The organism is Parendozoicomonas haliclonae (genome assembly GCF_900174585.1).
GTDB classification, from domain to species: domain Bacteria; phylum Pseudomonadota; class Gammaproteobacteria; order Pseudomonadales; family Endozoicomonadaceae; genus Sansalvadorimonas; species Sansalvadorimonas haliclonae.
Map to the genome: position 1 here is coordinate 43,144 of NZ_FWPT01000012.1, position 19,803 is coordinate 62,946.

General features: G+C 48.1%; 17 protein-coding genes. 10 read left to right on the top strand and 7 right to left on the bottom strand.

All coding sequences use genetic code 11. The features are described from left to right. Window positions 1-226 precede the first annotated feature (226 nt). The 10 genes from lspA (at window position 227) to EHSB41UT_RS20895 (ending at window position 10,750) form a co-directional block, all read left to right on the top strand. The gene (gene lspA / locus EHSB41UT_RS20850; RefSeq protein ID WP_087112810.1) at window positions 227-727 is read left to right on the top strand and encodes a signal peptidase II; all 501 of its coding nucleotides are present in this window, start codon (window positions 227-229) and stop codon (window positions 725-727) included. Window positions 728-757: 30 nt separating this feature from the next. Continuing rightward, window positions 758-1,207, top strand: a complete 450-nt coding sequence (locus EHSB41UT_RS20855; RefSeq protein WP_242667382.1) for an FKBP-type peptidyl-prolyl cis-trans isomerase — start codon at window positions 758-760, stop codon at window positions 1,205-1,207. Between the two features lie 134 nt (window positions 1,208-1,341). Further along, window positions 1,342-1,962: a GspH/FimT family pseudopilin gene (locus tag EHSB41UT_RS20860; RefSeq protein ID WP_087112811.1), complete on the top strand. Its 621-nt coding sequence runs from the start codon at window positions 1,342-1,344 to the stop codon at window positions 1,960-1,962. Window positions 1,963-1,978: 16 nt separating this feature from the next. Continuing rightward, window positions 1,979-2,542, top strand: coding sequence for a type IV pilus modification protein PilV (gene pilV / locus EHSB41UT_RS20865; protein ID WP_165767361.1), 564 nt, complete (start codon window positions 1,979-1,981; stop codon window positions 2,540-2,542). Window positions 2,543-2,556: 14 nt separating this feature from the next. Beyond that, window positions 2,557-3,723 carry a PilW family protein gene (locus EHSB41UT_RS20870; protein ID WP_165767362.1) on the top strand — a complete coding sequence of 389 codons (1,167 nt, stop codon included), beginning with the start codon at window positions 2,557-2,559 and terminating at the stop codon, window positions 3,721-3,723. A 52-nt stretch (window positions 3,724-3,775) separates the two neighbouring features. Then, window positions 3,776-4,327, top strand: a complete 552-nt coding sequence (locus EHSB41UT_RS20875) for a pilus assembly PilX family protein (RefSeq protein WP_087112814.1) — start codon at window positions 3,776-3,778, stop codon at window positions 4,325-4,327. A gap of 17 nt (window positions 4,328-4,344) precedes the next feature. Further along, entirely contained in the window at window positions 4,345-8,139 is a 3,795-nt protein-coding gene (locus EHSB41UT_RS20880) for a pilus assembly protein (protein WP_087112815.1), read from the top strand. Window positions 8,140-8,141: 2 nt separating this feature from the next. Continuing rightward, window positions 8,142-8,456: a hypothetical protein gene (locus tag EHSB41UT_RS20885; RefSeq protein ID WP_087112816.1), complete on the top strand. Its 315-nt coding sequence runs from the start codon at window positions 8,142-8,144 to the stop codon at window positions 8,454-8,456. A 57-nt stretch (window positions 8,457-8,513) separates the two neighbouring features. Next, window positions 8,514-8,993 carry a type IV pilin protein gene (locus EHSB41UT_RS20890; RefSeq protein WP_087112912.1) on the top strand — a complete coding sequence of 160 codons (480 nt, stop codon included), beginning with the start codon at window positions 8,514-8,516 and terminating at the stop codon, window positions 8,991-8,993. Window positions 8,994-9,241: 248 nt separating this feature from the next. Then, entirely contained in the window at window positions 9,242-10,750 is a 1,509-nt protein-coding gene (locus EHSB41UT_RS20895; protein WP_165767363.1) for an EAL domain-containing protein, read from the top strand. Here the strand turns inward: EHSB41UT_RS20895 and EHSB41UT_RS24970 are convergent. From EHSB41UT_RS24970 to EHSB41UT_RS20930, 7 genes are all read right to left on the bottom strand, one after another. Continuing rightward, window positions 10,747-11,112 (bottom strand): type IV pilin protein, encoded by a 366-nt coding sequence (locus EHSB41UT_RS24970; RefSeq protein WP_087112818.1) that lies wholly within the window; start codon window positions 11,110-11,112, stop codon window positions 10,747-10,749. The two genes, EHSB41UT_RS20895 and EHSB41UT_RS24970, sit on opposite strands and share 4 nt — an antisense overlap. A 74-nt stretch (window positions 11,113-11,186) precedes the next feature. Beyond that, the gene (locus tag EHSB41UT_RS20905; protein WP_087112819.1) at window positions 11,187-15,944 is read right to left on the bottom strand and encodes a PilC/PilY family type IV pilus protein; all 4,758 of its coding nucleotides are present in this window, start codon (window positions 15,942-15,944) and stop codon (window positions 11,187-11,189) included. After that, window positions 15,941-16,417 (bottom strand): PilX N-terminal domain-containing pilus assembly protein, encoded by a 477-nt coding sequence (locus EHSB41UT_RS20910; protein WP_165767364.1) that lies wholly within the window; start codon window positions 16,415-16,417, stop codon window positions 15,941-15,943. The genes EHSB41UT_RS20905 and EHSB41UT_RS20910 overlap by 4 nt, the downstream gene beginning before the upstream one ends. A gap of 12 nt (window positions 16,418-16,429) precedes the next feature. Continuing rightward, window positions 16,430-17,338 (bottom strand): PilW family protein, encoded by a 909-nt coding sequence (locus EHSB41UT_RS20915; protein WP_087112821.1) that lies wholly within the window; start codon window positions 17,336-17,338, stop codon window positions 16,430-16,432. Continuing rightward, window positions 17,335-17,742, bottom strand: a complete 408-nt coding sequence (pilV, locus tag EHSB41UT_RS20920) for a type IV pilus modification protein PilV (protein ID WP_087112822.1) — start codon at window positions 17,740-17,742, stop codon at window positions 17,335-17,337. The genes EHSB41UT_RS20915 and pilV (EHSB41UT_RS20920) overlap by 4 nt, the downstream gene beginning before the upstream one ends. A 13-nt stretch (window positions 17,743-17,755) precedes the next feature. Beyond that, complete coding sequence (locus EHSB41UT_RS20925) at window positions 17,756-18,217, bottom strand: GspH/FimT family pseudopilin (RefSeq protein ID WP_087112823.1); 462 nt, start codon at window positions 18,215-18,217, stop codon at window positions 17,756-17,758. Between the two features lie 131 nt (window positions 18,218-18,348). Further along, on the bottom strand, window positions 18,349-19,740 hold the full coding sequence (locus EHSB41UT_RS20930; protein WP_087112824.1) for a sigma-54-dependent transcriptional regulator: 1,392 nt from the start codon (window positions 19,738-19,740) through the stop codon (window positions 18,349-18,351). Between the last annotated feature and the right edge of the window lie 63 nt (window positions 19,741-19,803).

Sequence of the window (19,803 nt, forward strand, 5' to 3'; positions counted from 1 at the left end):
CCAGCCCAAGATGCTGGTTGCCAGCCCTGTGAGAGCCGGGAGGTGATATTCCCCCAGGATGTGAGGGGCGGTTGACGCTGTCCATTGCCTGTACTGCCAGATGCTGGGTAAAAACCGGTCTATTCAGTATGGTTGAGGCTCGTAACGAATTAGTCGGTTAGAGGGGTGAAGGTCAGCTCTAGGGCAGATAGAATACCGACATAAACGAAATTCTCAGTGGACAGTCATGATTCGTAGCCCGCGCTTATTCTCACTATCAATTTTTGTCAGTTTATTGATCTTCACTTTGGATCAGCTGACCAAGTTCTGGTTCGATGCCAATTTTTCCCTGTATGAACAAGTGCCTGTTATTGCGGACTTTTTTAGCTTCACCCTGGCCTATAACACGGGTGCGGCTTTCAGTTTTCTGAGTTCCGCAGGGGGCTGGCAGCGCTGGTTCTTTATTGGTATCGCAGTTGCTGTGAGTGTGGCTCTGGTTATCTGGATTTCCCGTCTGGAAAAGGATCAGAAACTGCAGGCGGCTGCTTTAACGCTGATTTTGGGTGGTGCGTTGGGAAATCTATGGGATCGGGCGATTTTCGGGCATGTGATTGATTTTATCCTTGTTCATTATGAGCAGTCCTGGTTTTTCCCGGCCTTTAATATCGCGGATATCGGCATTACCATGGGCGCAGGTTTGATGATTCTGGATATGTTTATCAACCCGGAATCATCCTCTGAGAAATAAAAACCGTAGCAGTACAGCGGCACAAGAAATATGGAAAAGCAGACAAAAGATATGGCTCTGGTCACGACCGGCAGTAAGGTTAGCCTGAACTTCGCCCTTCGTTTGGATAACGGAGATGTGGTGGACAGCACCTTTGAAACCCAGCCAGCCTCACTCACCATCGGTGATGGGAATCTCCCCGCCGGATTTGAAAAGCATATTCTCGGCCTTGAAGTAGGGCATCGGGAAACGTTTGCTATCGCTCCGGTTGATGGCTTTGGTCAGTACAATGAAAGCAATATTCAGCGGGTTGAGCGTGGCCGCTTTGCTGCGGATATGGAGTTGGCGGAAGGACTGGTGATGTCCTTTGCTGACCCGGCTGGTGGCGAGCTGCCTGGGGTGATCTCTGCCTTTGACGAGAACTTCGTGACAGTTGATTTCAACCATCCTCTGGCCGGTAAAACTCTCTCTTTTGAAGTGGAAATTCTCTCGGTCGAATAGCCCTGAGCCCTTAATTTTTAACCGCTTATCCTCCTTTCCCTGCCGCCGGTCCTGTACCGGCGGTGGCTTATTCCTCCTCCCTGAAATCACGGCCTAGTCTGGAAATAGATTCATGAGGTACATGGAGGTACCCCATGGTGGTCGCTTCAGACCTACACCGTTTTTTACCCAAGCGTGAATCCGGTCTCTCTCTGATGGAGGTTCTTTGGGGGACTGCTCTGCTGGGCATCATTATGCTGGCTGGCCTTCCTGCGCTGTCCGGTATGGTTAAGCGTTATGAGGCCGAGTCCGACTTTCGGAACTTTCGCAATATTGTCTCTTACGCTAGGGCTGAAGCGATTGTGCGGAAAAAAGATGTTGTACTCTGCCCCAGAAAGTCTGGCTCTGAAGAGTGTTATGACACGGCCATCAGTTCCGATGATGACGAAGAAACCGTCTGGAAAAACGGATGGATCCTGTTTGTAAATAATGAAGGCGCTGAAACAGCTATCGAGGCTGATGACCTAATTCTCAAGGTCTATGAACCGCTTGATCAGAATCTGACCCTGCGTATGGGCGGCAGCACAGGAGCCGGCGGTCAGCTGGCCTTCCTCCGATTTATGTCCAAGGGCAACAGCTTCCCAAACAATCCATCTGCACTGTTTTGCCAGTTGGAAGGTGATGATGTGAATTTTGCCGGTCGGGTCGTTATTGCTTTCGGGCGGGTGCGCATTGATGAACGATCGGTTGCGGAGGGCCTTTGTGATGCTTTGTAAATTACCAAAGCGCGGGATGAAGCAATCAGGTTTTAACCTGATCGAAAACCTGGTCACGCTGTTTATTCTCACCGTGGGCTTGCTGGGGGTTGCAGGCATGCAGGCAATGGCGTTGAAAACCCAACAGACCAGCCATCACTACGATAAGGCGCTGGCGCTGGCTCAAAATATGGCAGATCGCATGCGAGCTAATCAGGAGGCAGCACTGGCTGGTTATTACAGTCTGAATACAACCAACGTGCGCAACTATCCCATCGAAGCGCAGGCAGCTTGTTATACAACTGAGGGTTGTAACCCTGAGCAGATGGCTGTGAATGATATGTATGAATGGCATGAGGCTGTCATGCGTACTTTGCCGTCTGGTGATAGCTATATCTGCCAGGACTCTACACCCAGTGAGGATCCTTCAGACTATATCGGTGATCCCTTCACTGTTGTCCCTGCAAGTTGTGACAACCAGGGCGATGTTTATGTGATCCATGTGATCTGGGATATGGATAAGGATCGGGATGGCACCGTAGAGCTCAGCAGTAATCCGGAAGAGACAGACGGGCACCTGATGCTGGTGTTCGAGCCATGAAAGGAGAGACAGGCATGAATCGTCAGCAAGGCTCTCTTGTTATTGAGGTGATGGTTTCAACCCTGATCGGCACATTGTTGTTGTATGGGGCGATCTCCATTCTTCTGACCAGCAAGCAGACGTTTATTGCCAGCCAGGGGCTTTCACGCATAGAAGAACGTGGACGTCTGGCTCTGGAAATTCTGTCTGAAGATATCCGCATGGCGGGATATCGGGGGTGTGTATCCAGCGGCGGTCAGCAGGTGATCAATACGATTTCTGCAACACCTGACTGGCGTATGGAACCGGAGGTGGGGATTCGTGGCTGGGAGTTTTCAGGCACAAATTATGGCGATGAACTGGATGTGTTCACACTATCTGAATCAGCTTTCAGCTCTTCGACATGGGCGGGTGGAACTTCCTCGGTTAAAGGCACCGGTATAGATATGTTGCGCAACAGTGATGTGTTGCAATTGTGGGTCGCTCAGCCTTATTTAATCGATATTAATATGGAGAGTCCATTAACTGTTTTTGATGATGATGGTGCTCGCTTGGGCGTGGCGTCTATGGAAGGAATGCCAGCGGATGATGACGAAAACCATGATCGTTTTATGGTGGTGAGTGACTGTTCCCGCAATTTGCTGGTGAAAACCCAGGAGTTCAAAAACTCCAGCAACCAGATTTACCTGGATAAAGATAATTTTAATGAGAGTGCCCAGCAGCTGGAATCACTAAGCCAGCCGCAGGCGCTTCTTCTGGAAGGGGTGATGTACTACCTGGCTATCCCCAGTGAGAGAGACCGCCCTTCGCTTTATCGCAAGGTCGTCGATATCAATGACAGTTTCGACCCCGGTGAAAGTAACTTTGCCAATGCAGTAGAAGTTCTTCCGGGAGTTCTCAATCTGCAATTTAAATACGGCGTAAATACCAATAATGAATTGTCAGCAGATACTTATCTGGATGCAGATGATGTTGATGACTGGACTCAGGTTGTGAGTGTGCGGGTCTTTATGCTGGTAGAGACAGAAACTGACCGTACGGCTCCGGAAAGTACGAGCACTTATTATTTCGGCCGTACTTATGGAGGAACCAGTGCACCGGATAAGCGTATACGCCGGGAGTTTTCTACCACGGTGACATTGAGAAACCGGGCGTTGGGGTTAACGACAGTGGGGCAGGTTGAGCAGGCGCAACCGCCTTAAAGTCTTTTGTGGTAACAAATCCATTTAGAGCCAGACATCAGGGATTGATGATATGGATCGGAGCAGAACATATAAAAAACAGCAGGGAGCAGCACTGGTTGTTGCCATGGTGTTATTGCTGCTGCTGACCCTAATGGGGACAGACAGTATGCGCACCTCCATGCTGGATATGCACCTCAGTAAGGGCTTTAAAGATCAGAACTATGCCTTTCAATCGGCGGAAACTGGCCTGCGGTTGGCGGAAAAGATTATCCAGAATACAGACCTTCAGAGTGAGCTCTCTGCAGCTCTGGCTTCAGCCAATATCAGTTATGTCAGCTCGGCTATTTCCTATCACACTGAAGGTGGCTGGGGAGGAATTTCGCAGGTTGATGTAGGGCATGAGTTTCCCACCAAGGTTGTGGTTCAGGAGTGGCGCTTTGTTCCTGATAGTTTGAGTGTGGGGGAAGGGCGCTCAACAGGACTGACTTATTACCGCATTACTGCCCGGGGAACAGATCCGGCCTACAACAAGTATGTGGCGGATGGCAGTAGTGAAGATTATAAAAAGGCACGCACGGTTGTGGTCTTGCAAAGTATTTATGTTGTAAGGCATGCCTACTGATACGGGAGGGTAAAGGAATGCCCAGACTGACTCATAATACTCTCAATGGCCTGTTTATTCTGTCGCTGTTGTCTGTAGCAGGCAGTAGCCCGGCCCTGAATCTGGCCAATAAACCACTGTTTCTCAGTAATGGCTCGGTGCCGAATGTAGCCCTGATGCTGGATAACTCGGGCTCTATGGATTGGGAAATCCTGACCGGAAGACATTTTGATTATTGTTCGTATGCGACCAATTCCTCCTGCTCCAATCCAACGACGGATGGTCTGTTTTATCCAAACTATTCTGCTCAGTATCGTTATCTTTATAGCACCTCATCCAATGCTTATTCCAATACCTATGCTCTTGGTTACACATGGGATTTAACCAATACCAATGATTTTGTTGTCTATGGTACGAAGGATTGGAGGATTTTCTCCAAAGATTTAAATGTCGTTTATTTTGATCCCGTAGAGACTTATACCCCTTGGGTTTCATCTTTGCCTAATGCCTCTTTTACCTCAGCCAGAGCGCATCCGATTTCTACTGAGACGGGCTATAACAGTACTCGTGATTTAACCGGTTCTTTTTATGTGCTGTATCAGGATACGGCAGGTTTTAGTGGCAGTTATCCTACAAACAGCGGTTCATCCTATACATCAGGCCCCAATGGACAGGTTGATTACTGGGACGATCATACAATTATAAAAATCAATTCCGACTCGATCAGCCGCTGGGAAGTCACGTTTAGTGTCAGTGGTGGAAATGTTGTTCGTACCGTTTCGGCTGAAGATGTTAATTATGACCAGGATGAGGTCGCTGCTGTTCAGCAAAACTATGCCAACTGGTATCAGTATTATCGTCGTCGTGCATTTTCTATTAACTCGGCTGTCAGTGATCTGCTGGCCAGTAACCCCAATTACCGTTACAGCATGGGGCTTATTAATGGTTCAGGTACTCCGTTGGTGCAGGTGGCAGACAATAACAATGATCTACCAGCCCATAATGATGATCTGCTGAATACGTTGTTTGAGCAGAATCAGCAGGCTTTGGGAACTCCACTCCGACGGGGGCTGGATCGTGTGGGGGCGTATTTATCTACTTCAGGTGCCGGAGCACCAATCACAGAAAGCTGTCAGCAGAATTTTTCTGTTCTGTTTTCAGACGGCTACTGGAATGGCAGCTTGAGTAATGCCTCGATTGGTAACTCGGATGGTGATGGTTACTCGCCCACTGTCGCCGATGTGGCAGATTATTATTACAAGAATGATTTGCGTGGGGACCTAGATGACAATGTCCCACCTTCCGCAGCCGACCCGGCTACCCATCAGCATATGAGTACTTTCACCGTTGCCTTCGGTCTGGAGGGGAAGTTATCAGATAGTGACAGTGATGGCTGGCCGGACAGCGGGGGCCAGAATTTGGCGTCCAATGGAAACTGGGGCGACCCATTTAGCAGTGACCCCAGCAAAATCGATGATCTCTGGCATGCCGCTTTCAATAGCAAGGGCGAATACACCTCGGCGAAAACACCAACTCAGGTTGTTGATGCACTGTCTAATGCTCTGGCAGAAATTGATCGTCGGGTCGGCTCAGCGGCATCTGTTGCAACAAACTCTGGCAGCTTACGCAGTGGTACTCAACTGTTTCAGGCCCGCTTTAACAGCTCCAACTGGACCGGTGATATTCGGGCATTGCCTTTAAATAGCGATGGTTCTGTTTCCAATACGCCGTCTTGGGAAGCATCAACATTGATGGAAAACCGAACTGCAGATAGTCGGGTCATTATCACAGCGGATATGGTCGGCAATGTTCTGGTCGGTAAACCCTTCCGAAATGATGGTGATACTACCCTGTCAGGCTCTTTTTCTCAGGGGATGGACACTCTGGGTATTCAGGGCCGGCTCTCGGATTACACAACAGCGTTGGTCAATTACATCCGGGGAGATGACAGTAATGCGAATAATAACTCACCGGATGCAGCCTGGAGCCAGTGTGCTGTTTATGGCGCAACCTGCACGTTGACAGAATCCCAAACGGTTAGGTATGGCTTAAATGATACCTGGTCAGTCAAAGTGATGCCCGCAGGGCAGTTTGCCTGCGATGAGAGTGTCTTTACCGATTCTCTGGCAGGTGATGTGGAGGTCTGTCAGTTAGCCACGACACAAAATTATGGCTTTAGAAGCCGCGCCTCCAAGTTGGCTGACTTTATTCATTCCACGCCGATATATGTTGGCCCACCTATCTCACGTTATACAGACGACAGCTACCAGACTTTTAAAAGTGATAACGCTTCACGGACTCCAGTCATTTATGTGGGCGGCAATGGCGGTATGCTCCATGCCTTCCGGGCGACTGATGGAGCAGAAGTTCTCGGGTTCGTACCTCACTATGCCTCAACGAAACTGCATGAGCTGGCCAAGATAAACTATGAACATGTTTACTATGTTGATGGCGAGCAAACGGCTGCTGATGTCTTCATTGATACCGATGGAGAAGGCGACGAATGGAAAACCATTCTTGTAGGCGCCATGCGTGGTGGCGGTGAAGCCGTTTATGCGCTCGATATAACCGACCCAGCCTCGTTTAGTGAGGATAATGCCGATGATATTTTCCTTTGGGAGTTCTCACCTGCAACGCATACCAAAATGGGACACAGTTTTGGCAAGCCGCTGGTCGCTAAAATGGCTAATGGGCAGTGGGTTGTGATTGTCGCCAATGGATACAACAGTAATGATGGTACCGCTGTACTTTATATTTTGGATGCGGCAACGGGAGAACCTCTTACTGACGGTGGAGTTATGGATACCATGAATGGTGATCCTTCTAGTCCGAATGGACTCTCTTCGCCGACGGCTGTGGATACCAATCAGGATGGGCTGGTTGATTATATCTATGCTGGAGATTTAAACGGCAATCTCTGGAAGTTTAATGTCGACTCTTCAGACCCTAAGGATTGGGGGATTGCTTACAACGATGCAGGTACACCTCTGCCGCTTTTTTCCGCAGGTTCTAGTAGTCCGATCACAGTGGCTCCTGCGGTTGGTCGTCATCCCACCAAGCAAGGTTATTTGGTTTATTTCGGAACCGGTAAATATCTGGAAACCATTGATAACCAAAGCACCGGGCAACCCGTGCAGGGGTTCTTCGCGATCTGGGATGAGCTGTATGCCAATACGGAATTTCCAGGCCCGGTGGGCGGTGGCGATCTTCTTGGACAGTTTATTACTGCAGAGCTTGAACTGTACCCCAATGATACGAATAACGATGGAGTAACAAACAGTCAGGATGAGGCTTCCAGTTTTCGAGTGACCTCATCAAACCGAGCCTGCTGGGATGAGTGTGGTACTGGCAATATTCAGCATCGGGGCTGGGTTCTGGCCCTGCAGGTGAATAATGACTCCAGAGGTGAACGGCAGGTTACGCAACCCATACTGCGTAATGGTCGTATTATTTTTACAACGCTCATGCCTTCAGAGTCCTCCTGTACTAATGGTGGTAAAAGCTGGCTGATGGAACTGAGTGCCGCCGATGGCAGTTATCTTCCGGAGCCTCCTTTTGATATCAATCAGGACGATGAGTTTGATGAAGAGGATAAGAACTTTACCAATTGGACGACTGCGGATCTGACGGCTATTTGCCCAAATGGGCAGTGCCCGGCTCCTTCCGGGATATTGAATGAAGGTGTCGTACAGACGCCATCCATTATTGGCTGTTTCACTGGTGTGGAATGTAAATATCTGAGTGGCTCGACCGGTGGTATCGGACAGGTTAATGAAAATCCGGGGGGCAATAGCCTTGGCCGTCAATCCTGGCGTGAATTGAGGGGGGATTAATAATGTTCAAACAGGCACTGGCAGGAGTTGTTCTGATTCTCGGGTTTATGGCTACTGGCTTCTCAGCGGCGGCCAGTAATGTACGTGGAACGATTCTGTCTATCAATGAGAGTGCCGGCACTCTCCAGCTGGAAGGGAACAGCCAGGAGTATGTCTTAAATTCAGATGTTAGGCTGGAGTCTTTTGACCTCAGGCATCAGAAGATTTTCCTGGTACCCGAGATGGATGTGACACTTTATCTGGAGGGAGGCAACGGTATTACCCGGATTGTGATTCATGGACCATACTCACTCATGCAGGAGCTAAAAACACACTAAATAAGCAGTGGGTTAGGTCTGCAATTCAAAGGACTGAAGCAGTAGAAGTACAGAATCATGGCAGATGTAAAAGATGTTGCGCGAAATGGATTCTCTCTCGTCGAACTTTTGATTGTGATTGGCATACTGGCGATATTTGCAGCCTTTGCCTACCCCAACTATCGCGATCATGTTCTTCGGAGTAATCGCTCTGATGCTCATATTGCTATCCAGAAGGCGGTAGCGAAACAGGAATTGTATTATTCAATACGGCATGAATACTCTGATCAAATCGATGATATAGGCGGATCAACTACTCAAGATGAAAGGTATCAACTTTCAGTTGTTAATCGCTATCTCGAGGATAAGAATAATGATGGAAACTATGAATGTTCGGAGCTAAGTGATCCTGCCAGCGCTAGTAGCTACACAATTATTGCTACTCCGACTTCCGAAGGAGGACAGAATCGAGATTTTACGTGTAGTCAGATTTGCTTTGACAATCGAGGTGTCAAAGGTTGGACTATCAATTCCGAGTACCCTGGGAAGTGCTGGTAACTTCGTCTTCTACCCGTCTCTCCCTTTATAGACCGCTTCACTAAGCTTCTGAAAGGAACCTTCCTTTTCCGGGACCTTTTTGCTGTAAGGATGCTTTACCCATGAAGCCTGAGAGAGAAGCTTATCGCCTGCTGGTCATGAACTGCCACCTTGATGAGGGCAGTAAGCTGGTGGATGGACTGACGTCTGCCGGGCTTCCTGTTGAACCCACTTACGTTGTCTCATTGGAGCACTATGAAAAGTCTCTAATGAATGATGAGTGGGATATGATCATCGGGCTTAATAGCGACGAACCTACGGTTTCGCTGACTCAGGCTCTGGGATTTAAAGCGTCAGCTTCTGCCTATCAAAGCATTCCGTTTATTATTATCTCCCCTGAAGCCTCGACACACAGCCGCATCAAGTGGATGAAACTGGGAGCGACTGATGTCGTAGAAAGTCATGTTGATGAGTTACTCGCTTTGGTTGTGAGTAGGGATTTGGTTGCAGCTCGGGTAACCCCTGATGTTAAGAATCAAGAAGCTGATGCAGCAGCCAGTATCAACAATAGATTGGAAGCGGTTCTGGCCAAAGAGAGTGAAAAAGAAAAACTGACACTACTTCATGTTGATCTCCATCGTTGGGCAAGCATTACGGCCTCATTCGATACGGAGCAGAAAAACTATCTGAAAAACAATATTGAAAAAGAAATGCAGGCACACCTTGAAAAAGAAGCGGAATTATTTATTCAAGAGGATTCCGTTCAGGTGTTGGCGCCATTGGGAGAGAGTGAGGCACCTTTACGTAATCTCACCCAAGTCTTTGATAAGTTGTTTATTGATGTAGGCGAGAAAAGTATTCAGGTTGCGGTCTCAGTGGGTGCTCTAGCACTTAAGCATGCTACGAAGAATCATGAGCAGACTTTAAAACAGGTGATTCAACTGGCGAATGCTGCCAATGAAAAAGGCATCAACAAGTATGAGCTATTCTGCCCCAGCGCCAACCTTGAAAAACAGGCCACAGAAGGGGATGCCCATGCTCTTGTTCAGCACGCGCTGGATAATCAAAGCTTTCGGTTGATGTTCCAGCCCGTAGCCAGCTTACGAGGGGATGAAGAAGAGCATTACGATGTCTTGCTGAGGATTATCGATCCAGAAGGTAAGGAAGTGCCTGCTGGGCAGTTTATGGGGCCGATTGATAAAACCCCGCTGGCCGAGAAAATTGATAAGTGGGTGATTCTTCAAAGCGTTAAAAGGCTCCTGCAGCATAAGGATAAAGGGGAGCACTCTCACTTGTTTCTACACATCAGTGCAGCCTCAATTCAGGATAAGAAATTCCTGCCCTGGTTGTTTTTGGTCATCAAAAAAACCGGTATTAAGCCGCAATCACTCGTCTTTCAGCTTGCGGAAGAGAATGCTGCACGATTCAGTGATGCGGCATCGAATATTATTGCAGGAATGGAAAAAGTGGGGTGCCGGACAAGCCTTTGCCACTTCGGCAGTACAATGAATCCTATGAAGATCGCCAAGGATTTCGCCACGGATTATGTGAAGCTCGGTGGTGAGATGACGACGGATCTTGCTGAGAATCCTGATAAGGAAAAGCCGGTTCGGGAAACCATTGAGGCGCTACAGGAGCTTGGGCGCAAGACCATAGTGCCCCAGATCGAAAGCCCTAATGTAATGACCCGGGTCTGGCGAACCGGGTCTGATTATGTTCAGGGGTATTTTCTGCAGAAGCCAAAGTCTGATATGGACTATGACTTTAGCTCGGACTAGTTACAGTCCCAATTTCCCTTCACACCCACGTTAGTCAGGGTTATAGATTGACCGTTTCTTTGAGCCTGTAAAGTATAGGTTGTGGCATTAAGAGCGCTGGTGGAAATAGCATATTGAGCCGTTCCATCAACAGGACTTTGTGATGGGTAGTGGGTGCCTGCGGTTGCACTGGCATAACTGCCATTATTTACGATACGGTATTGCTCCAATGCATTTGCTGAAGCCAGCAATACACCTTTAGCATCTTCACAGTAACCTCTTTCAACACTGTCTTGATAGGACGGCCAGGCAACAGCGGCCAGAATCCCGATAACCGCGACAACTATCATCAACTCAATTAAAGAAAAGCCTTTCATCTTCATTCTTTTTCGTACTCCAGCTCAGCCCCTGAAAAGGGGCTAAGCCTATCTTGCTTTATTTTTTGTTGGGAACTGGTTTAGTTGCCGCTAACTTTTTCATCAATCCAGAAAGTCTTAATGATCGAGGATGAGGTATCCAGCTCAAAGACTTTGGTACCAATCAAAGACGCAATGGTGTCATCGGTTGCTGGCGAGCTGCCTGATGGGCTGTTGAGAACCGATGGGTCAAGGAACAGCGTATTCATACCGTCGATGATACCTGAATTTTGTATAACGGATTTTGTCACGGTATCGTCTTCAAGAGCCGGTGTTCCGTCATACATATTCAAACCGTAGAGGCGGTTAATACCTGTTACAGGCTTACAGCTGCTGGCTTCAGCCTCGGGTTCATAGGTAACAAACATTATGTCGCCATCAAAAGCCGTTGCACGGGATAGAACCTTTTCTCCAGGGCCTGACTCCATCTTGATGAACCAGCCACCACTTTGAAGATTCACGACGCCATTGTCGGTTGTGGCCTGAAGGTTTGCAGCCAGCTGGGCAGCTTGCTTCTCCTCATCCGAGCCGTCTTGAATCAGGTTGTCTGTTGCATCATAGAGGTTAGATTCCGTCATTGTCGTAGCGCTGGTTTCATTGGCTGAAATAATCCTGGTTTTCAGCAGATAGAAACGATCTTGTACTACCTCATTCAATGGATGGGCACGGAACCCGGACCCAATCCCAACAGTGAGGACAAGTTGCCCATTTTGTTTCAGCAGAGCAACGGTCGGTTCATTATAGAGGCGACGGGTATTTTGCTGATTGGAGGCAAGCGCAAGATTTGCCATAACGCCTTTTGCTGTATTGGAAGCACCTAAGGGAGTTACAAGGTTATTAGCTGAAGAGCCGTTATTGATAAACAGTCTCCATACTTGGCCGCCCATATCGCCAAAGAACATCTGGTCTGCCATACCGTCAGAGTTGATATCAATTACTCGTATTGGTGACGGGATGCTGTAGTTCATTTTGTTAAGGTTCAGCGTATGACCCGTTTTACCTCCAGACCAAAGCAGGGTACCGGTTAAGGCATCAACGATATAAATCGAGTTGCCCTGCGTGTCTGAACTGCGCTGGGCTGCACTATCCTGATCAGGGTCGTAACCTCCCCCGAAGATCAGTACATCCTTTTTCTCGATGCCGATTTTTATGGTCGTTTTTACTGGTGTGGACCAGGTCTGACCAAGGTTACTGAAGCCTGTAGTTGATGGGGATATCTTCCAGATCAGCTTGGGAGTGGCACGATTTGTCAGGTCAAAAGCGTAGTAGTGCTGTCCGCCACGGCGCATACCGATATAGGCGTATATACGGTCTCCCTTTGAGGCTTGGATGACAGCCTTTTGGTTGCCGTTTGAGTCTACATTATTCCTATCAGGATCCAGGTTAGCGTCATAAAGGTCTTTAATCCATAAAACCGGGCTGCCATCAAGGCCATAAGGCTTAGGGTTCGACACGCTGGTCGCTGCATTGTCCTTGAAGGTCTTAATGTTCTTCAGAAGTTCCTGTGGAATATAACTGAAGGTTTCAACACCGGTGTTGGCATTAACGAGGTGTAGCATTCCCTGATTGGTACCGAAGATAATGGAGATATCCTGAACAAGACAGTTTTTGCTTTCGTCCTGTGGAGTATTGGTATCATCGGTTTGCCAGGTTGTGCAGCCATAGGTTGCCAGTGTTGGTTGGGAGTGAAGTGGATCACCGATGGTGTTTCGTGGTTGACCATTGTCATCCAGACCTCTAGCCCAGTTTATAAGATCGTTTCTGGTGCCGTTGGATGCAGTCGATGGAATATCCAGCAAAGCCCGGGTGATATTGTCATTGCTTGTGCTGACAATATGATTATTTAGTAAAACCGGATTTGCGGCTGAAGGCGTTTGCCCTGCATCGGTATAGACCTTACGTGGGTTGGTTGCATGGTTGGGGTCAGGAAGCATTTCAGCTGCGCCACCCAGAGCTGTGTTATTTCCATCGATAACCGTTGACCAGAAGCTTATGGCGTCTTCCTCGAACTGTCCGGTATTTTCATTCACTGCCGGAGTATTCTCGGAGTCCATGATGGTCAGAACATCATCTGTTGAGTCATTAACATCATTGAGGTCAACATCCAGCTTGTAGCGCTTCACATTCCCAGCCCAGACATTGTTTTGGGATGGCTTAAACAGCGCATAGTAAATTTCGTTACGGTGATTCAGCCGGTTGAACTGGTTGACCGTTGCACTTGGGCTAACGAAGCTACTGTCTGTTTCCAGAACACCCTGCAAAATATCCTTAAAGGCCTTGGAGAGCTCCGCAGCATTATTGGCAGAGTAGAAGCTTCCTTCACCATTCTCGGCAATGCCTCGGAGATAGTCACCAACACTGCTTGATCCACCAAAACTGATAGTGTGTGTGGTGATATTATTTTTACCTGAAACGGAAGAACTCAGGTCATTACCCGTCAGCCAGGCTGCAAGCTTGTTACTGCATTGGCTATTGCCGCTACAGTTTCCGGTTGTACCGGGTAAATTATTGATGGCATTGACTGTCTCGTTATAGAGAGTATTGGGCTCACCATCGGAAAGGATAACGATATGGTTAGTCTGACACTCATTAGTGATCGGTGACTGGCTACCATTAAAATAATTTTTAGCTTCAAGGAAGAGGTTGGTTATTGGTGTACCACCCCCTGGGGACAGTTGGTCCACATAGCTGACAATCTGATCACGAACCTTGAGTTCTGAACTGCCATCGTAATCAGCGCTGTTGACCACGACAACCAGCCTTGGCGCTTCACCGGCATTGCCATCCCAGCTGTGAATTCCCCGGTCTCGATTATTGCCACTTCCAGTTCTGTCTAGAATAAATGAGATAGAATTACCGGCCTGCCAACCATCACGGTTAACGACTTCCTGCACAACGTCAGTAATAGAATTACTACGATAGACATTGCCATTGGACCAATTGCTGTTAATAGTCCAATCCACCGTATTTGAAGTTTTTGTGCGACCAGATATGGAGTTCCAGTTGGTATTGTAGACAGGGGAGTTGTCATTATCGTGGGCTGCAATATTCACAGTGATATTGCGATTGCTGTTTTGGGATGCTGTTACTTCAAGGTAGGCATCAACAATCGTTGCGCCTTTTTTGATAGGGAATCGCTGATAACGAAGACCAACCTCTCCCTCTGACAAATACAGGTTGTACTCATCAAGATCTACAGAGCTATAGCGTTGAGCATCATCTTTACGGGCATTTACCAGCTTACTGACTTTCTTGTTGATACAGCCTGTGGGGGCTGAGGTCGGATCATATTCCACAACCAGTTGAGGAGCTCGCAGATCCTCAAAGCTCTCAAAGATACGGAAACCTTCATCACTATCAGAAGCTGGCTCGATAGCAAATGCCATGGCGTTACCACCACACCAGTCCGTTCGATTAACAACACCTTGAACGAGGGTTTTCAGCTCTGGAGAACTATAGCGATTAAGGTCTCCCTGGTTGTTCATACGCTCCCAGTCTTGAGGTTCCCACTCAATAGAGCTATTAAAATAGCTTCGAGAAGAAATATTGTTTTGACTATTTGTGTAGGTGTTTGCATTGCCAGAATTCTCGGCTTTGATATTCACTTTAATATCGGTGTTGGAATCCGAGCGCGGGACAACCTTGAAATAGGCAGAAGTAATGGTTGCTCCTTGAGGAACAGGAACCTCTTGAAAGCGCAGGCCAACAGTATTAGAAGCATTTGTAGGCGATGTATAAGTCAGGCGCAGTTGTGGTGGTAGAGGTCCCGTTGGGGCTTTGTAGGCATCAAAAGAATTGTTGCCACCACTCGTTTTACGGAAATGAAAACTGATACCCTGGATGCCCGAATATTTATCAACTGCTTCCTGCACAAGATCTTTCAGATCTGGTGTCGAGTCGAAATTATCCCCATGCCAGTTATAGTAAATATCGTTATTCCAGGGAACAACGGTATTTAATTCGTTACGGCTGCCAATTGTAGCACTTGTGCTATACATCGCAGGATTAGCACTGTCTTCAGCCGTGATATTCATCCAGACCGTAGAGTTTTTCCATGAGGTACCCCAAGGATAAAAATCTACATAAGCTGAGGTGATAATGGAATTTGCTGGGATATTCAGATCAGTAAATGTGACACCGGTGACTCGAGCCCCCCCGAAGCGAAGAAGCTGATTTGTATCGTTATCATCTCGGAATTGACCGTTAGGCTTATCAAAGCCTGCTCTGTTTTTTACACTCTGTATCTGAACTATGGAATTGTTTTGAGTGGAAGCATAGGTTTGGTTAATAGCCGAAGAGAGTGGTAGTGCAGTGTCGTTCGTTGCCAGGTTACTGGTTAGCTTGCCCAGAGTCAGTGGTGCTTCAATGTTGACTGTTCCAGTATTAGTGTTCTCAACAGCATCATCGCTACCCTGCAATATTTTTGGAGAAAAAGATGCTGATGACTGTGAGAGTGGATCGTCAATATATTTAACAGGGTGGTAAACACCGTTTGCATCGTTGATGCTGTTGTTTTCCCAGAGGCGCATTAGGCCAATGTTAACGTTGTTGGTGTTATCTATCAGAGATTCAAATGAATCCTGAAGAACATCCATTCTTGTTTTGCCATAGGTGGATGAGGCTTCATTCATCGAACCGGAGTTGTCCAGAATGAACATGACGTTCGGGCGAGCACTGCTTCCAATGCTTGTACCAGCAAAAAATATTTCGGTATCATCGGCCAAAACCGGCTGAATTCCAGCTATGGAATAGATTGCAGACGCTAAACCAATAAGCAGTTGTTTCTTAGTGTTTTTCATAATGTGCCACTCGAAAGTATGGATACACCCTGGGAGTGGGTTGTACTAATTTCGTTATTTGTAGGTGCAGTGCCACCGCTGGCATCGGCATCCTGCCAGGCGGTTGATTCGATCACGATGTTGACATAGTGCATCCCGCTACCTGCCACGGAAAGATCAAAGCCAGGGGCAATTTTGGTCTCGTGGGTGCTGTCTTTTTGTACCGTCGCATGGCTGCGGCTGTTGTTTGTGGCTGTCGAGCCAGTGCTTTTGGTGATATTCAAAATGGCTGTTGATCGGGCAGAGGATTCAATCTCCTGATAAGACTGGTTAATGCGATTTTCAGCTTCGATAAACAGTTGGGTTTTGACCTGTAGATTATTGGCCATGCGCTCCTGAACCGTTGCGCTGTATATGCTGGTACCCGCAAGACTGGTAATGATTAACAGCATCAGTAGAACGACGATTAGCGTCATCCCTTGTTCTTGTTTCATGCCCGCCCCCATTTATTGCACCACATTTCTGCGAGTCACTGTTGTTGCAAAGGTTTTTTGGTAATCACTCCCGGTATTATTGAGACCAAGAGTGATCGTAAAGGCATCACCCGATTGCTCGACAGACAGAATCTTGTTCGCTTTACTGGTTAGTGCTGCTGCGTTGTTAATTAAACGGTCTGGTCCAACAAACAGTCCAAATGGATCAGCAGCATTCTCCTTGCCGATGGAATAGTTACGGTAAACACCTTCATAAAGCAGAATGTCACTGTCGCCAAAATCTTCTTTTAGTGCCTTTTTAATGGTGAGCGTGGTCGCGCCAACTGTTGTATCCGAGGCCAGCTTTGCAACCTCAAGTCGGGTGCAGTTACCAATAAATAAGGTCGTGTTGGAGCCAATAACCCGGGTTATTGTATTTTGATCCACTGCCGGGTCAGGGTCTGGGCTTGGCTCGCGCAAAGTGACTGTCGTATTGCTAACAGAAATTCTATTGGAGCCGGCTCTGGGGAAAGGGCGCAGGTAGACAATTTCAATAGAGTCAGAAGCGGCATGAAGGTTACTGGCCAGATCAGTTGCGGGAGTGCTGATTCCGTCATTTAGTTTATCGATCTGACTCTGCATTTCGACAGCATCGGCTATATCATTTGCAGAGGTTGCGGCATCATAACTACCAAGTGTTACGTCTGTGGCGCAGCCTTTGAATCCTGCCCGTAAAAGATCCTGCCGCATTAAGTTCATAACAACACGGCCGCCGTCATTCACGGTATTCAGCTCATGCTGTGCGTTTTTACTCTGCAGGCTGTCCATAAACAAGCGCGTTACACCGAGGGTCAGCACAAGTCCAAGAGCCATGGCAATCATCAATTCGACAAGAGATAAGCCGGACTGATGCTGGATCAAGACATTCTTTCTGGCCGTCATAAAGCAAGCGCCACGTTAAGAGTTGTTGGACCTGATGCTTTCATCAGACTGTTATTATTTGTCCATGTCACAGTAATGCTTGGATCACCGGTGCAGTCTATGGTGGCAGCCGTTGCTGCAGGAACGCTGTTAAGCAGACCTGTTCTCCAGAGTACGAAGGGAGAGCCTGCTGCAGTAGCACAGTAGGTTTGACCAGATTGACCATCGGCTTTCATTTTTTCCACCAGATCATTAACGGTTAGAACGATCTGGGTTCTGGCGTCAGCGCTTTGGCTGGATTGCATGCTGTACATCTGCAGGCTGAGCATACCAAGGATGCCGACGCTCAAAATAATGAGAGAGACCAGTATCTCGATCATGGAGAGGCCGCCCTGTCTGGAGCGTGGTGTTGTTGTTTTTCTCATAGTCTGCACGCCATCATTCAATTTGCCCGATAGGGCTGACAGTTATCGTGTTTGTGTTTGTTGCACTTGTTGAAACAGTGAAATTGACTGAGCCTGATGTAATAAGGCCGTCCCGGGTAAAAGTGACCTGTGCTCCAGCAAGGTTGACGTTGTCAGGGATGCTGTCGTAGACCTGAATCACAGGGCCTCCGACTTCCATTATCAAAATGCCATTGCTGTAATTGTTGGCACCGAGGCAATTATCGAGAGTTGCATTTGCCGGGCAGAGGGTGACGTCTGTATTACGTGTGATGGCCTCGTTGCGGGCGAGCGAAAGTAAACCGGTGATTCTGTTGCTCTGGTTGGCAACATCATTCCTGTCCATGGTGTCAGAGAAGTCGGGAAGTGCGACAGCGACGAGAATGGCCAGAACGGCCAGTGTTACCATCAGCTCGACAAGGGTGAATCCCTGTTCTTTTAATTCTTTGGTTATCATTCGCTTTAAACATCTGGTTTTATAGCCGTAAGACTACAGAGCTCGATGTGCAAGCGGTGGGTCGGTCGATAAACGGCGTCAGTAGTCTGATAATTGACCACTGACGCTTTTGATGAGCTTTACACTGTGATTCAGTTAACGCTTTCCGGGCCGTCCAGACCAAGTTTTTTCAGTTTGTATCGCAGTGCCCGGAAGGTAATACCAAGTTGTTTAGCCGCTGCTGTGCGGTTCCAGCGGGTGGCCTCCAGGGCATCCAGAATGGCCTGCTTCTCTATTCCTTCGAGATAATCTTCCAGATTGTCGAAATCGGCTTTTGGCAGAGCGGGTTGCTCAATAGCGTCTTCAATATCCTGGGCTACGACTGGCTGGTCAGTCAGATAGAGATCGTGGGCTTCGATAATATCGTGATCGCACAGTGTGAAGGCCCGTTCGAGAATATTTTCCAGCTCCCTCACGTTGCCCGGGAATGGATAGCCCAGCAGGGTTTGCCGGGCAGATTCGGTCAGCAGCGGTAGTTTTGCATCACACTCAAAGGCCAGCTCATTCAGGAAATGATTAGCCAGTAATAAAATATCCTGACCACGCTCTCGGAGAGGTGGCACTTTTAATTCAATAACATTAATTCGGTAGAACAAATCCTGGCGAAAACGTTCGTCTTTGACTTCCTCTGCCAGATCCCGATGAGTGGCACTGAGTATACGCACATCCACCTGTTCTTCCTGATGGCTGCCCACTGGGCGAATCTTCTTCTCCTGGATGGCACGCAGCAGTTTGACCTGCATATGCAAAGGCAGGTCCGCAACCTCATCAAGGAACAGTGTGCCACCGTGGGCGGCGTGGAACAGTCCGTTTTTGTCATTTACCGCGCCGGTAAAACTGCCTTTGCGATGGCCAAAGAATTCACTTTCCATCAGCTCGGAAGGAATAGCACCGCAGTTAACGGCGATAAATGGCTGATCGCCACGTGAACCCTGCTCGTGAATCATCCGGGCAACGACTTCCTTGCCGGTACCAGATTCTCCATTGATATAAACAGGTGCCTGACTGCGGGCAATGCGTCCAATCTGCTTGCGAAGCTTTTCAACCGGGGCCGATTCGCCAAGCATTTTAATGGAGGAGCCTGGAGTTTTGGTTTGAGAGAGCTTGATGGCCTGATTAACCAGCTCTCTCAACCGTGGAAGCTCGACTGGCTTGGAAACAAAATCAAATGCGCCGGCTTTCAGGGCGGAGATGGCCGTATCCATGCTGCCGTATGCGGTGATAACGGCTACCGGCGTTTCCGGGCAATGCTTCTGGATAAATTGCACAAGCTCAATACCATTGCCATCCGGAAGATTCATATCGGTCAGGCATAGGTCAAATGTCTGCTTCAGTAGTTGGGCTTCTGCATCTTTCACGCAGGCGACAGCCTCAGTTTCCAGCTTCATGCGTCCCAGAGTGATTTCCAGAAGTTCACGGATATCTGGTTCGTCATCAATAATGAGTACGCGCGGGGTTTGCCCATTGTTCTGCACGGTGTCCATCCCTCTGAATCTTGTTGAAACGCTGGCATCGCTGCCGTTCATATTGTTAGTGCGTGCAAATGC